Origin of the sequence: Arthrobacter sp. SX1312 (genome assembly GCF_002929295.1) — a bacterium.
Lineage (GTDB): Bacteria > Actinomycetota > Actinomycetes > Actinomycetales > Micrococcaceae > Arthrobacter_D.
Window position 1 is genome coordinate 1,151,303 of sequence record NZ_PJIM01000002.1, and the last position, 13,983, is coordinate 1,165,285.

Consider the following 13,983-nt stretch of genomic DNA (forward strand, 5'->3'; position numbering starts at 1 on the left):
ATGAGTGCACCCGCCGTCGATTCCGGGCTCCAGGTGTTCGCCCTCCCCGACCTCGGAGAGGGCCTGACCGAGGCCGAGCTGGTGTCCTGGCTCGTCGCCGAGGGCGACCCCGTGGCCGTCGACCAGCCCATCGCGGAGGTCGAGACCGCCAAGTCGGTCGTCGAGGTCCCCTCGCCCTTCGCGGGGACCGTCGCCGTGCTGCACGGCAGGCCCGGTGAAGTGCTCGACGTCGGTGCGCCGTTCCTCTCCGTCCGGCCCGACGGCGGCGGACCTGCGGCCACCTCACCGGCAGCCGCCACTGCAGGTGTCGACGCCGCGGCGGCGGAGCTCCGCGAGGAGGCCGGTGTCCCTGCTGCTGCCACCGGGGACGACGCCTCGGCGGCCGACGGCGGCTCGGGGAACGTGCTGATCGGCTACGGCACTCCGGGTGGTCTCACCGCTGGCCGCACCCGGCCGCGCAAGGGCACGACGGCGGGAGCCGCTACGTCGGCACCGGCGTCCGCTGCGTCCTCGGCTGCTACGGCGGCCGCGGCCCCCGCCGTTCGGACGACGCCGTCGCCCGCGGCCCAGGCCGCCGCGGCCACCGATCCGGTCGCGGCCTCCGACGCCGGCACGGCAGCGTCCGACGCCGGCACGGCAGCGTCCGACGCCCGCACGGCCCCGCTGTGTGTCTCGCCCCTGGTCCGGAAGCTCGCGCGCGACAACGGCGTGCGGCTCGCCGACCTCCGCGGGTCGGGGGAGAAGGGGCTGATCCTCCGTCGCGACGTGGAGCAGGCGATCGCGGCTCTGGCGTCGTCCGGCCTTGATGTCCCTGAGGGCGCCGTCCCTGCCGACGCCGTCCCCGGTGCCTCCCCCGTGACCCGCGACATGCCGGCCGCCACGGGAGCCGCGGACGCTCCGCTCGATCCGCGGTCCGGGCTCACGGTCCTCGAACGCACCCCCCTGAGGGGAGTCCGGCGGACGATCGCCGATGCGATGACCCGCAGCCGACGCGAGATCCCCGAGGCCACGGTCTGGGTGGACGTCGACGCCACCGCCCTCGTGGAACTGCGGGCGGAGATGAAGCGCAGGACGCCGGACGCGGTGCCCGGCCTGCTGGCCTTCGTGGCGCGGTTCGTCGTGGCGGGTCTGGCCCGCTACCCGGAGCTGAACAGCCGGATCGCGACGGGTGACGACGGCGCCCAGGAGATCGTGCGGGTCGACGGCGTGAACCTCGGGATCGCAGCACAGACGGACCGCGGCCTCGTGGTGCCGGGCATCCGACGGGCCGACACCCTGTCCGCCCGCGGGCTCGACACCGAGATCCGCCGCCTCGCCGCCCTGGCACGTGAGGGCAGGGCCACGCCGTCGGACCTGTCCTCCGGCACCTTCACCCTGAACAACTACGGGGTGTTCGGTGTCGACGGGAGCGCGGCCATCATCAACTACCCGGAATCGGCGATCCTCGGGATGGGCCGGATCATCGACCGCCCGTGGGTCGTGGACGGCGGGCTCGCGGTGCGCAAGGTGACCGAGCTGACGCTCGCCTTCGACCACCGCGTGTGCGACGGCGGAACCGCGGGAGGCTTCCTGCGGTTCGTCGCGGACGCGATGGAGAACCCGGGCGGGATGCTCGCCGACCTGTAGGCGTGGGAGCAGTCCGCCGGGTTCTCCGAGGACCCGGCGGAGTAGACTGAGGGTCCCACGATGAATCAGGTGCATGATGAAAATCCGCCGGAATCACAGGAAGCACGACCAGCAGTCCGCCCGACCGTCCCCGCTCGCGCCGACCGCTCCGGGTGGGCCCGTCCAGAAACCGCCGCACCCGGAGGCGCACGCCCACCGGTCCTTCTTCGACGGGCTCGACAACGCCGCGCGGACCTTCCTCGGCCCGGCGGCTCGCAGTGACGGGGGCACGCCGGTCGTGCACCGCCACGACGCCGCCGAGGATCTGTCCGACAGCGCCCTGCTCTCCATGGAGATCCACACGGACTCCCTCGGGCACCACTATGCGGTGCGGAAGCACCTGCCGGCACAGCCCGCGGCCGCAGAACCGGACGAGCGGGAGCAGCCGCACGAGCTGGAGGGACCCGAAAGGTCCTAGGCGTCTCCGGTCCCGCCCCGTTCGGAGGGCCATGGCCGGTAGCACGACCACGGCCCGGGCAACCCGGTCCCCTGCGCTTCCGGGAGAACCGTAGGGTTGGGGTGGTGATCGAGTCGCCGAACAACGCCCCTGCCCCCTCCGCCGTCGCCCCGTCCGCCATCGCCCGGGACGGCTTCGTCAGCGTCCGCGGCGCCGGCGAGAACAACCTGCGGGGCGTCGACGTCGATGTCCCTCGCGACGCCGTCGTCGCCTTCACCGGGGTCTCGGGGTCGGGCAAGTCCTCGCTGGCGTTCGGCACGATCTACGCCGAGGCGCAGCGCCGCTACCTGGAATCGGTCGCCCCCTACGCGCGGAGGCTCATCCAGCAGGGGCACTCCCCGCACGTCGGCTCGATCACCGGGCTCCCTCCCGCCGTCGCGCTCCAGCAGCGGCGCGGCACGCCGAGCGTGCGCTCGACCGTCGGGACGCTCACCACCCTCTCCAACTCGCTGCGGATGCTCTACTCGCGTGCGGGCACCTACCCGGCGGACGCCGTCGAACGCCTGGAATCCGATGCCTTCTCGCCCAACACCGCCGGCGGAGCGTGTCCGCGGTGCCACGGGCTGGGCATCGCACGGGACGTCACCGAGGAGACACTCGTCCCCGACCCCTCCCTGACCATCCGCGAGGGTGCGATCGCCGCGTGGCCGGGCGCCTGGCAGGGCAAGAACCTCCGCGACGTCGTCGGCGAGCTCGGCCACGACATCGACGTCCCCTGGCGGGAGCTGCCGCAGCAGGCGCGGGACTGGCTGCTGTTCACCGAGGAGCAGCCCGTCGTCGAGGTCACGCCCCAGCGGGACCGCGTGGCCAAGCCGTACAAGGGCCGTTTCTGGAGCGCGAAGAGCTACGTCATGCACACCCTCCGCGACTCGAAGAGCCAGCAGATGCGCGACCGCGTGCTGCCCTTCATGGAGTCCGGCCCGTGCGGGGTGTGCGGCGGGAGCGGGCTGCGTCCCGAGGCGCTCGCGGTGACCTTCGCCGGACTGTCGATCGCGGAGGCGAACGCCCTGCCTCTGGCGGACCTCGCCGCGCACCTCGAGCCGGCGGCCACGCTGGAGCACCCGGTCGCAGCGCACGGGTCGTGGACCTCGGGGGAGGGCACGGAAGTGTCCGTCACCATCAGTCGCGACCTCGTCCAGCGCCTCCGGGTCCTCGTGGACCTCGGGCTGGGCTACCTGAGCCTGAGCCGCGCCACCCCCACGCTCTCGCCCGGCGAGATGCAGCGACTGCGCATCGCCACGCAGCTCCGGTCCGGTCTGTTCGGCGTCGTCTACGTGCTCGACGAGCCGTCCGCCGGACTGCACCCAGCCGACGTCGAGCCGCTCCTCGCCGTCCTCGCAGCACTCAAGGACGCCGGGAACTCGGTGTTCGTCGTCGAACACAACATGGACGTCGTCCGACGCTCGGACTGGATCGTCGACGTCGGCCCGCTCGCAGGGGAGGGCGGGGGAGAAATCATCTACAGCGGCCCAGCCGGCGGGCTCGTGGACGTCCAGGCCTCCCTCACGGCGCCGTTCCTGGCCCGGACCGCGCCGGCGGCGGCGGTGGACGGCGCCGCCCGGGAACCCTCGGCCTGGCTGCGCCTCGAGGGCATCCGCCGCCACAACCTCCAGGGTCTCGACGCAGCCGTTCCCGTGGGCGTCCTGACCGCAGTGACGGGCGTGTCCGGATCGGGGAAGTCGACGCTCGTCAGCAAGGTCCTCGCCGAGGCGGTCGGGGCGCACGTCCGTGACGACACCCCCGCCGACCTCGAACCGGTCGACGACGGGACGGCCCCCGAGGCAGACACGGGCTCCACAGTGGCGGGCATCGGCGGACTGGAAGCCTTCGACCGCCTGGTCAGCGTGGACCAGAAGCCCATCGGGCGGACACCGCGCTCCAACCTCGCGACCTACACGGGACTGTTCGACGCCGTGCGGAAGGCGTTCGCCGCGACGCCCGCCGCGAGGTCGCGGGGCTTCGGGGCCGGCCGGTTCTCCTTCAACGTGCAGGGTGGACGCTGCGAGACCTGCCAGGGCGAGGGCTTCGTGGCGGTCGAACTCCTGTTCCTGCCCGGGAGCTACGGCCCCTGCCCGGCCTGCGCCGGGTCCCGCTACAACGAGGAGACCCTCGAGGTCACGCTGGACGGCCGCACCATCGCGGACGTCCTCGGGATGACCGTGGACGACGCCGCGTCCGCCCTCCGGGACATTCCGGCCGCGGCCCGCTCGCTCGCCACGCTGCAGGAGGTGGGCCTGGGGTACCTGCGGCTGGGGCAGCCGGCCACGGAGCTCTCCGGGGGAGAGGCCCAGCGCATCAAGCTGGCCACCGAGCTGCAGCGGGCCCGGCGCGGCCATACCCTCTACCTGCTGGACGAGCCGACCACCGGACTGCATCCCGCGGATGTCGTGCTGCTCCTCGCGCAGCTGCGGAAACTGGTCGAGGCCGGCAACACGGTCGTCGTCGTCGAACACACGATGGCGGTCGTAGCGGCCGCCGACTGGGTGATCGACCTCGGTCCGGGCGGAGGTTCTGCCGGCGGCAGGATCGTCGCCTCCGGGACACCCGCGCACATCGCGGGGCTCGCGCCCGAGGTGAGCGCGACGGCGCCGTACCTCGCCGAGCACCTCGGAGCCCGGAGCGGGGCCTGACCGGCAACCCGGCCCGTGCTGCGCGGACCTACACCAGTGCCGGCGCGAAGTCGTTCTCGACGGGAGCCCGGGCATCCAGCGACCGCCAGGCCGATGAGAGGATGCCCACCGCCCGGCGGGTGTCCTCGGACGGGTAGCTGAAGGGGACGCGGAGGAACCGCTCGAACACCCCGCCCATGCCGAAGCGGGGACCCGCGCCGAGCAGCAGGCCCCGGTCCCGGGCAGCGAGGGCCAGTTGCGAGCTGACGGGCGCCCCCAGATTCACCCACGTGCACAGTCCGCCCGGGACATGGGGGACGTCCCACGCAGGTAGCGCGTCGTGAAGGAGCCCCTCGAGGTGGCTGCGGCCCTCGGCCAGTTGCCTGGACCGGAGGAGCAGCAGCTCGTCGTACGTGCCCAGCATCTCGAGGGCGATGAGCTGCTCGAGGATCGGCGTCCCGAGGTCCTGCGCATACCGGGACTGGACGAGCCGGAGGATGAGGTCCTCCTCCGCCCGGATCCACCCGATACGCAGTCCGCCCCAGACGGTCTTGCCCATCGATCCGACCAGCACGGCGGGTCCGAAGGCCGCAAGGGGAGGCATGGGATCGGCGTCGATCCGCAGCTCCGCCATCGTCTCGTCCGCGATGACCACCGTGTTCTGCCGTGCCGCCGCCGTCATCAGCCGGTCGCGCTGCGCAGGAGGCATCACCGCTCCGGTGGGGTTGTGGAAGTCCGGCATGACGTAGGCCAGCGTCGGGCGCCCCCGCCGGAACGCCTGCTCGAGGCCGTCGTCGTCCCAGCCGTCGCGGGCATCGACGGCCACCGGCAGGAGGCGTCGGCCTGCGGCGCGCAGGGCCTCGTACGCGTGGGGGTAGCTCGGCGCCTCGACGAGGGCCGAGTCGCTGCGGCCGAGCAGTGCGCGTGCCAGGAGGGAGATGGCGTGCTGTGCTCCGAGGGTGACCATGATCTGCCCGGGTTCGGTGGGGACGCCCCGCGCCGCATACCGGTCGGCGAGGGCCTGCCGCAGGCGGGGCAGGCCGAGCGGATCGTAGCCGCTGCCGTTCAGGTAGGCGGGAAGCTCCTGCGCGGCTCTCGCCGCGGCCTCGCCGACCTGCGGGGCCGCGGGGAGTGCCGCCTTGCTGAGGTCGAGGACCACGCCGGGTCCGCCGTCGTCGTGCGCCGGTACCTCCCGTCCCGGCATGGCGACGACACTGCCCGAGCCGCGCGTGCTCTCCACGTACCCGGCCGACCGCAGCCGTGCATAGGCGGCCGCCACGAGGGTCCTGCTGACGCCGAGCTGCACGGCCAGCTCGCGTTCGGCCGGCAGGCGCGTCCCCAGGGGGATTCGCCCGTCGAGGGTGAGCAGCCGGATGCGGTCGGCCAGGGCCCCGTAGGCCGGGCCCGTGGTGCGCCACGCTCCGAGTTCGGCCGCGAGGCGGCGGGCGGGAAGAACCATCATGAAGCCACCATGGCACGATTGGCATCTTGATGTAAGTCCAATTCCCGGTTGTACTGGGACCATGACGTTCCTCGGCGCCCGGCGCGGGCTACAGCTCCTGCTCGGCCTCTTCCTCTACGGCTTCTCGCTCGCGATGATGATCAGGGCCACGCTCGGGGTCTCGCCCTGGGACGTCCTGGGGCAGGGCGGCTCCCTCCAGACCGGCATCCCGTTCGGCTTCATGACCAACATCATCGGCCTGATCGTCCTGCTGCTCTGGATCCCGCTCCGGCAGCGTCCGGGCATCGGGACCGTCCTGAACGTCCTGCTCGTGGGGCCCAGCGCGGAGATCGGCCTCGCGGTACTCGGAGAGCCGAGCCAGCTGTGGGGGCGGATCCTGCTGTTCACCGGCGGACTGGTGCTGCTGGCGGTGGCCAGCGGCCTCTACATCGGCGCCCGCCTCGGGCCGGGCCCGCGCGACGGCCTCATGACGGGCCTCCATGCCCGCTTCGGGCTGCCGATCTGGCTCGTCCGCACGGCCATCGAGGGGACCGTGCTGCTGCTCGGCTGGCTGCTCGGCGGGTCGGTCGGCCTCGGCACGGTCGCCTTCGCCCTGCTGATCGGGCCGTTGATCAACGTCACGCTGCCGATCTTCCGTATGCCCGAGCGAGCCCCTCGGACGCCCGCCGCCGTCACCGTCTGACCGGACGGTCCGGGCCGACCGGGCACGCGCCGGACCGGTTGGGCCGCGCCGCCTGACCGGACAGCCGGAGCCGGACCGGGCACGCACCGGACGCGCGGCCGCCGGGCACGGACCGGGCACATACCGGCCGGCGGTCGCGCCGTGCAGCCGGGTCGCGTGCCACCGACCTAGACTGGAGCTCCTGCCGTCAGAGAGGACCCCATGACCACCGACGTCCCCAGCGAGAACAGCGGCCCGTGGCGGGAGCTCGGACCGGGCATCCATGTGCTGCGCACTGCGGGTTCCCGGACGAATATCGGGCTCGTCGTCGGCTCCGAGCAGGCGCTGGTCGTCGACACGGGGCCAGGACCGATCGCTGCGGCGGAGGTGTACTCGCAGGTGCGGGCCGTCACGGGCCTGCCGCTCGTCGTCGTGAACACCCACGCCCATGCGGACCATTTCTTCGGCAACGACTACTTCGCCGCGCACGGCGTCGAGGAGTTCTGGGCGACGGCGCGGTGCAGCGCCGTCCAGGCCGAGAACGGCGAGGACCAGCGGGCGCCGGTCGCCTCCGTCGAGCCGGCCATGGGTGCGGGCGACGGCGAGCACACCCGGATCGTCCCCGCCAACCGGCTCGTGGAAGGCACTCCCGTGGACCTCGACCTGGGAGGCCAGTCCGTGACGCTGTTCCACCTCGGACGCGGTCACACCGACCACGACCTGCTGGTGGGCGCCGGGAACGTGCTCTTCGCGGGGGACCTCGTGGAGGACGGCGCGGATCCGGTCTTCGAGGACTCGTTCCCCGTGGACTGGGTGCGGACCCTCGGCAAGATGGTGGCCCTCGAGGACCTCTACGACGTGTTCGTGCCCGGTCACGGCGAGCCGGTGGCCGTCGAGGCCGTCGTCACGCAGATGAACACGATGCGCAGCGCCATCCGGGTGACCCGGGTTGCCATGGACGAGGCCTCGGTGGACATGACCAAGGCCATCCCGCTCCTGCCGTACGGCCCGGAGCAGTCCCGGGCACTGCTCATCCGCCTGCGCACCCTCGCGCACTGGAAGTGGCTGGCGCGCAAGCACTGAGGCGGTGTCCTCCTAGGCGCCGAAGACCGTGCGGTCGAGGAAGGCGTTGCGGAACGTGCCCTCGGGATCCAGGCGACGGGCGAGGCGCCGGAAGTCCTCGAAGCGGGGATAGAGCGGGGCCAGCTGGGCGGCGTCGGCCGCGAACAGCTTTCCCCAGTGCGGGCGGGCACCCAGGGGGAGCAGCGCCGCCTCGAGCTCCGGCAGCAGTGCTTCGACCTCGTCCTGCAGCGGCTTCCAGGTGAAGTGGAGGCCGATCCCGTCGCGGCGGTAGTTGCTGCTGAGCCACAGCTCGTCCGCCGCCATGGAGCGCACCTCCGAGACCAGCAGCAGTGGCGCGATCCTCGGCGCCAGGGCGCGCACCGCCTGGATCGCCTCGACGGCGTGCTCACGGCCTACGAGGTACTCCGTCTGCAGCTCCTGCCCGTTGCTGGGAGTGAATGCGAGGCGGAAGTGGGCCAGCCGGTCCGACCACGGTCCGGGGACGCCGAGTTGCTGCGTGCAGTGGTCCGCGGCCACCCCCGGCACCGGGTGGTGGGCACGGTCCGCCGGTGAACCGCCGTAGAACGCATCCGGGACGGGGCGGGCCCCGTCGACGCGGCTCTTCAGCCACGCCTGGCCGATGGTGTCGCCCGCCCAGTCCGTGAACAGGCTGACGCTGTACGCGGCGGACGTGGCGGCGTCGTAGTCCGCGAGTACCGCGTCCCACGGGACGTCCGTGAATACGTCCTGGCGCACGTCGAAGGAGGGTTCGATGCGCAGGGTCACGCGGTGGACGACGCCGAGGGCGCCGAGGCCCACGACGGCGCCGTCGAAGTCGTCGTCGCCTGCGGCCAGGACCAGGACGTCGCCGGACGCGGTCACGAGCTCGAGCCCGACGACGGCGGTGGCGAGGTTGCCGTTCGCGTCCCCGGAACCGTGGGTGGCGGTGGCGATGGCGCCTCCGACCGAGATGTGGGGGAGGGAGGCCAGGTTGTGCAGGGCGAAGCCGCGTCGCTGCAGGTGTTCGGCGAGGACTCCGTAGCGCACGCCTGCGCCCACCGTGACGGTGAGGGTGTCCTCGTCGATGTGCACCCCGGGGTCGAGTACGTCCAGGCAGACGAGGGTCCCGGGGCTGTCCGCGATGTCGTTGAAGGAGTGGCGTGAGCCGAGCGCGCGGATGCGGGTGGCCCCCGCGACGGCTCGCTGGAGGTCGGCGAGCGAGGTGGGGTGCAGGATCGTCCCGGCCCGGTACTCGTAGTTGCCTGCCCAGTTGAGCCTGTCGCGTACCTGTTCCTCGAGCATGATGGTCCCTGTCTGGCCGGTGTCGCGGCGGCCGGCGTCGGGGCCGCAGCGGCACGTCGAGAGGCGTGCCCGCCTATCCTACAACGTTGTAGAATCACCACACGCGTGACGTGCAGGGCATCACGACAGGACCCGAGGGAGCGGCATGGCGGCCACACTGAAGGACGTCGCACTGGCAGCCGGCGTTTCGATCAAGACCGTCTCCAACGTCATCAACGACTACGAGCACATCCGCGCCGACACGAAGCAGCGCGTCATGGACGCCATCGCCGACCTCGGCTACAGCCCCAACCTCTCCGCGCGGAGCCTGCGCTCGGGCCGCACCGGGGTGATCGGGCTCGCCGTCCCCGAGCTGTCGCTCAGCTATTTCGCGGAACTGGCCGACTCGACCATCAAGGCTGCGGAGCGGCGCGGGCTGAAGGTGCTCATCGAGCAGACCGGCGGCGACCGCTCCCGCGAGCTCGAGATCCTGTCCAGTCCGCGGCTGCAGATGACGGACGGACTGCTGTTCAGCCCGCTCGGCATGTCCAACGAGGACGCCGACCACCTGAACGTCAACTTCCCGCTCGTGCTGCTCGGGGAGCGGATCTTCGGCGGGCCCACCGACCACGTGACCATGAGCAACGTCGACTCCGCCCGCGCCGCGACCGAGCACCTGATCTCGCGGGGCCGGCGCCGTATCGCCGTCGTCGGCGGCCACGAGGGCGAGGTGATCGGATCGGCCGGGCTGCGCCTGCGCGGCTACCGGCAGGCTCTCGACGCGGCAGGCATCCCGTTCGATCCTGACCTCGTCGCGTACACGACACTCTGGCACCGGGCCAACGGCGCCACCTCCATGCGGGAACTGCTCGCCTCCGGCGTCGGATTCGATGCGCTGTTCGGCATGAACGACACCCTCGCGCTGGGTGCGATGCGCGTGCTGCAGGAGGCGGGGCTGCGGATCCCCGACGACGTCGCGGTGATCGGCTTCGACGACCTGGACGAGGGCAGGTACTCGCTGCCGACGCTGTCCACGATCGATCCGGGCAGGGACGAGATCGCGGACACCGCGGTGCGGGTGCTGCAGGAGCGTATCTCGGGACGTGTCGGCGGCGTCCCGCCCCGCGAGTTCGAGGCGCGCTTCCAGGTCATCGAGCGGGAGTCCTCCGCGCTGGCCCGGTCACATTGAGGCCTGTGTGCCTTTTTTATCGAATGCTTGACACCGGCCCGAGCTACTCTGCATAGTTTCTACATCGTTTACCTACAACGATGTAAATGACGGAACCGACTCTCGCAGGTATCCGCCCGATCGGGCGGATCGGCAGGAGGAAGGACCCGGATCAAGGAAGATTCGAGCGGGCTCGGCACCTCGTGCCCCGGCGATCCTCCTCCCTGCAGCACCTGGACCGGCCACCCCGGGCGGACCACGGTGGAATGCCACCGCGAGAGGAAGCAAGAGATATGAAGGCCACATACCTGGCAACGGCGGGCATCGCAGCCGCCGCCGTAGTACTGACCGGCTGCTCCGGAGGAAGCGACAGCGGAGGCGGCTCCGAGGCCGCGTCCTGCACCAACACGATCGTCAACACCGAGGCTCCCCAGGTGACCGTCTGGGCCTGGTACCCGGCGTTCGACCAGGTGGTCGACCAATTCAACAACGCCAACGACGACGTCCAGATCTGCTGGACGAACGCGGGTCAGGGCAACGACGAGTACACGAAGTTCTCCACGTCGATCGAGTCCGGCTCCGGCGCCCCGGATGTCATCCAGCTCGAGTCCGAGGTCCTCTCCAGCTTCACGATCCGCGACGCGCTCGTGGACCTGACGGAGTACGGCGCCGACGAGGTCGAGGACCAGTACGCCGCAGGCGCCTGGGAGGACGCTTCGAGCGGTGACGCCGTCTACGCCATCCCGGTCGATGGCGGACCCATGGGCATGCTGTACCGGCAGGACATCTTCGACGCCGCCGGCATCGAGGTGCCCACCACGTGGGAGGAGTTCGAGGCTGCGGCCCGGACGCTCAAGGAATCCGGGAGCGAAGCCGTCATCGCCGACTTCCCGACCAACGGGCGTGCGTTCAACCAGGCGCTGTTCGCGCAGGCCGGTTCCGAGCCCTTCGTGTACGACTCCGCGAACCCGCAGGAGATCGGCATCAAGGTCAACGACGAGGGCGCCAAGAAGGTGCTCGACTACTGGGACGGCCTCGTCAAGGACGGCCTCGTCGCGACCGACGACGCCTTCACCGCCGACTACAACACCAAGCTCGTCGACGGCTCCTACGCCGTCTACCTCGCGGCGGCCTGGGGGCCCGGGTACCTGCAGGGCCTGTCCGACGCCGATCCCGAGGCGATCTGGCGTGCAGCTCCGCTGCCGCAGTGGGACGCAGCGAACCCCGTCCAGGTGAACTGGGGTGGTTCCACCTTCGCCGTGACCGAACAGGCCGGGGACAAGGAGCTGGCAGCCAAGGTGGCCATGGGCATCTTCGGCAACGAGGAAGGCATGAACCTCGGTGTGGACGCGGGGGCGCTCTTCCCGTCCTATGCACCGGTTCTCGAGTCCGACGAGTTCGCCACCAAGGAGTACGAGTTCTTCGGCGGACAGCAGATCAACCAGGACGTGTTCCTCGATGCTGCGGCCGGCTACGAGGGAGCCACCTTCAGCCCGTTCCAGAACTACGCGTACGACCAGCTCACCGAGCAGATCTACGCGATGGTGCAGGGCGAGAAGGACTCGGGCCAGGCGCTCGACGATCTCCAGGCATCGCTCGAGCAGTACGCGACCGAGCAGGGCTTCACCCTGAAGTAGTCAGCCGGGAAGGTGCCCGCGTCCCGCGCGGGCACCTTCCCGCCCGGTCCTTCCCGGACCCACCCACCGTGACATCCGCCAGCCCGAGAAGGACTTTCCATGGCTACGACTACCGCGCCGACGTCGTCCCCGAGCGCCGAGGCATCACAGCAGGGTAAGCACCGCCCCGACCGGAACTACCGGCGCAGGCAGCGATGGGGCTGGCTCTTCGTCGCACCTTTCGCCCTGATCTTCCTGAGCTTCCTCATCCTGCCGCTGCTCTTCGCGTTCAGGATGAGCCTGTTCACCAACACGCTCGCGAGCGGGACCGACTTCGTGGGTGTCGACAACTACGTGAAGGCGTTCACCGACCCGATCTTCCTCAGCGGACTCGGTACCGTCGCGAAGTTCGCCCTCATCATGATCCCCGCGCAGATGATCGTGGCCCTCCTCGCTGCGCTCGTCCTCGACAACCTCGCTACCTGGGCCTCCAAATTCTCCCGGCTGATGATCTTCGTGCCCTACGCGGTGCCGGTGGTCATCGGTGCCCTGATGTGGGGCTTCCTCTACAGCCCCCGCTTCGGCCCGGCAGCGGACCTCTTCAACCTCGTCGGACTCGCAGCGCCCGAGTTCCTCTCGCAGGACAACATCTTCGGCAGCCTCGTAAACATCGTGACGTGGCAGTGGGCCGGCTACTACATGATCATCATCTACGCCGCCCTCCGCGGCATCGATCCGGGAATCTACGAGGCCGCGGTGCTCGACGGCGCCACCGACCGCCAGATCGCCTGGCGGATCAAGATCCCGATGATCTCCTCGTCCCTGGTCATGGTGGTCATCTTCGCCCTGATCGGCACCCTGCAGTTCTTCACCGAACCGCAGGTCCTGAGGGGAGTGGCGCAGGGCGCCATCCCGGTGTCCTACACGCCGAACATGTATGCGTTCTCGCTGGCCTTCTCCTACAGCCAGTTCAACTACGCCTCCGCGATCTCCTTCGCGCTCGGGATCGTGGTCTTCGTCTTCTCCTTCATCTTCCTCTTCCTGACCCGCAAGCAGAGCGGACTGAAATAAGCCATGGCACTCGTCACAGACACCCCACACCGGCAGGGCGGCCAGAAGGCCCGCAGTTCGGCATCGCGGAACCGGGCCCGCAACGGCGGCCCACGCATCGGCTCGCACATCTTCCTGCTCATCCTGGTCATCTACTTCATCACCCCCCTCTGGTGGCTGACGGTCGCGAGCACCAAGGACACCGCCGGATTGTTCGGAGGAAGCGGCGGACCGCTCTGGTTCGACGACGAGTTCCACTTCGTCAGCAACATCCAGGGCCTGTTCGAACGCCAGGACGGCATCTACTGGCGCTGGCTCGGCAACTCCTTCCTGTACGCGATCTCGGGAGGGGTGGGAGCGACGATCCTCGCCGTCCTCGCGGGGTACGGTTTCGCCAAGTACGACTTCCGCGGCCGCGGAGCCTTCTTCGGGATCCTCCTCGGAGCGGTCATGGTGCCACTCACCGCGCTGGTCATCCCCACGTTCGTGCTCCTGAGCTCGGTGGGCCTGGTGAACACCATCTGGGCCGTCATCCTGCCGTCCCTGCTCAGCCCCTTCGGCGTCTACCTCATGAGGGTCTTCGCCCAGGAAGCCGTGCCGGACGAGTTGCTCGACGCCGCCAGGATCGACGGTGCGGGGGAGCTCCGCACCTTCTTCCAGATCGCCCTGCCGCTGCTGCGGCCGGCCATCGTCACCGTCCTCCTCCTCTCCGTCGTCGGGACCTGGAACAACTTCTTCCTGCCGCTGGCGGTCCTCAGCGACCCGCTGCTGCTCCCCGTCACGGTCGGGCTGAACGGCTGGCAGGCGCTCTCGAACGCCGGCAGCGGCGGTGAGGCGCTGTGGAACCTGATCACCACGGGTGCCTTCATCTCGATCATCCCGCTGATCATCGCCTTCCTGTCCCTCCAGAAGTACTGGCAGGGCGGGCTGTCGCTGGGCTCGCTCAAGTAGC

11 protein-coding genes are annotated in these 13,983 nt (G+C 70.6%); 9 read left to right on the forward strand and 2 right to left on the reverse strand.

Annotation, left to right across the window (positions count from 1 at the left end):
• The 3 genes from CXQ92_RS12945 (at position 1) to CXQ92_RS12955 (ending at position 4,752) form a co-directional block, all read left to right on the forward strand.
• Positions 1 to 1,626, forward strand: coding sequence for a dihydrolipoamide acetyltransferase family protein (locus CXQ92_RS12945; RefSeq protein WP_104168088.1), 1,626 nt, complete (start codon positions 1 to 3; stop codon positions 1,624 to 1,626).
• 73 nt (positions 1,627 to 1,699) lie between these two features.
• Positions 1,700 to 2,083, forward strand: coding sequence for a hypothetical protein (locus tag CXQ92_RS12950; protein WP_104168089.1), 384 nt, complete (start codon positions 1,700 to 1,702; stop codon positions 2,081 to 2,083).
• Between the two features lie 107 nt (positions 2,084 to 2,190).
• Complete coding sequence (locus CXQ92_RS12955) at positions 2,191 to 4,752, forward strand: excinuclease ABC subunit UvrA (RefSeq protein ID WP_258069937.1); 2,562 nt, start codon at positions 2,191 to 2,193, stop codon at positions 4,750 to 4,752.
• A gap of 28 nt (positions 4,753 to 4,780) precedes the next feature.
• Here CXQ92_RS12955 and CXQ92_RS12960 read toward each other — a convergent pair whose 3' ends face one another.
• Complete coding sequence (locus CXQ92_RS12960) at positions 4,781 to 6,193, reverse strand: PLP-dependent aminotransferase family protein (protein ID WP_104168090.1); 1,413 nt, start codon at positions 6,191 to 6,193, stop codon at positions 4,781 to 4,783.
• Positions 6,194 to 6,254: 61 nt separating this feature from the next.
• Between CXQ92_RS12960 and CXQ92_RS12965 the strand changes: the two genes are divergently transcribed.
• Positions 6,255 to 6,875, forward strand: coding sequence for a YitT family protein (locus CXQ92_RS12965; protein ID WP_104168091.1), 621 nt, complete (start codon positions 6,255 to 6,257; stop codon positions 6,873 to 6,875).
• 201 nt (positions 6,876 to 7,076) lie between these two features.
• Positions 7,077 to 7,937, forward strand: coding sequence for an MBL fold metallo-hydrolase (locus CXQ92_RS12970; protein WP_104168092.1), 861 nt, complete (start codon positions 7,077 to 7,079; stop codon positions 7,935 to 7,937).
• Between the two features lie 12 nt (positions 7,938 to 7,949).
• Here the strand turns inward: CXQ92_RS12970 and CXQ92_RS12975 are convergent, their stop codons facing one another.
• Positions 7,950 to 9,218 carry an FAD-binding protein gene (locus tag CXQ92_RS12975; RefSeq protein WP_104168093.1) on the reverse strand — a complete coding sequence of 423 codons (1,269 nt, stop codon included), beginning with the start codon at positions 9,216 to 9,218 and terminating at the stop codon, positions 7,950 to 7,952.
• A 145-nt stretch (positions 9,219 to 9,363) separates the two neighbouring features.
• Between CXQ92_RS12975 and CXQ92_RS12980 the strand changes: the two genes are divergently transcribed.
• The 4 genes from CXQ92_RS12980 to CXQ92_RS12995 all read left to right on the forward strand — a co-directional run bounded on the left by CXQ92_RS12980 (position 9,364) and on the right by CXQ92_RS12995 (position 13,982).
• On the forward strand, positions 9,364 to 10,386 hold the full coding sequence (locus CXQ92_RS12980) for a LacI family DNA-binding transcriptional regulator (RefSeq protein WP_104168094.1): 1,023 nt from the start codon (positions 9,364 to 9,366) through the stop codon (positions 10,384 to 10,386).
• Positions 10,387 to 10,658: 272 nt separating this feature from the next.
• Entirely contained in the window at positions 10,659 to 12,002 is a 1,344-nt protein-coding gene (locus CXQ92_RS12985) for an ABC transporter substrate-binding protein (protein WP_219815722.1), read from the forward strand.
• Between the two features lie 99 nt (positions 12,003 to 12,101).
• Positions 12,102 to 13,052: a carbohydrate ABC transporter permease gene (locus CXQ92_RS12990; RefSeq protein WP_104168095.1), complete on the forward strand. Its 951-nt coding sequence runs from the start codon at positions 12,102 to 12,104 to the stop codon at positions 13,050 to 13,052.
• Between the two features lie 3 nt (positions 13,053 to 13,055).
• Positions 13,056 to 13,982, forward strand: a complete 927-nt coding sequence (locus CXQ92_RS12995; RefSeq protein WP_104168096.1) for a carbohydrate ABC transporter permease — start codon at positions 13,056 to 13,058, stop codon at positions 13,980 to 13,982.
• The last annotated feature ends 1 nt before the right edge of the window (position 13,983 follow it).

Coding starts and splice junctions, on each gene's coding strand:
- CXQ92_RS12945 (WP_104168088.1), top strand. CDS start 1: ATGAGTGCACCCGCCGTCGATTCCGGGCTCCAGGTGTTCGCCCTCCCC.
- CXQ92_RS12950 (WP_104168089.1), top strand. CDS start 1,700: ATGATGAAAATCCGCCGGAATCACAGGAAGCACGACCAGCAGTCCGCC.
- CXQ92_RS12960 (WP_104168090.1), bottom strand. CDS start 6,193: ATGATGGTTCTTCCCGCCCGCCGCCTCGCGGCCGAACTCGGAGCGTGG.
- CXQ92_RS12965 (WP_104168091.1), top strand. CDS start 6,255: ATGACGTTCCTCGGCGCCCGGCGCGGGCTACAGCTCCTGCTCGGCCTC.
- CXQ92_RS12970 (WP_104168092.1), top strand. CDS start 7,077: ATGACCACCGACGTCCCCAGCGAGAACAGCGGCCCGTGGCGGGAGCTC.
- CXQ92_RS12975 (WP_104168093.1), bottom strand. CDS start 9,218: ATGCTCGAGGAACAGGTACGCGACAGGCTCAACTGGGCAGGCAACTAC.
- CXQ92_RS12980 (WP_104168094.1), top strand. CDS start 9,364: ATGGCGGCCACACTGAAGGACGTCGCACTGGCAGCCGGCGTTTCGATC.
- CXQ92_RS12985 (WP_219815722.1), top strand. CDS start 10,659: ATGAAGGCCACATACCTGGCAACGGCGGGCATCGCAGCCGCCGCCGTA.
- CXQ92_RS12990 (WP_104168095.1), top strand. CDS start 12,102: ATGGCTACGACTACCGCGCCGACGTCGTCCCCGAGCGCCGAGGCATCA.
- CXQ92_RS12995 (WP_104168096.1), top strand. CDS start 13,056: ATGGCACTCGTCACAGACACCCCACACCGGCAGGGCGGCCAGAAGGCC.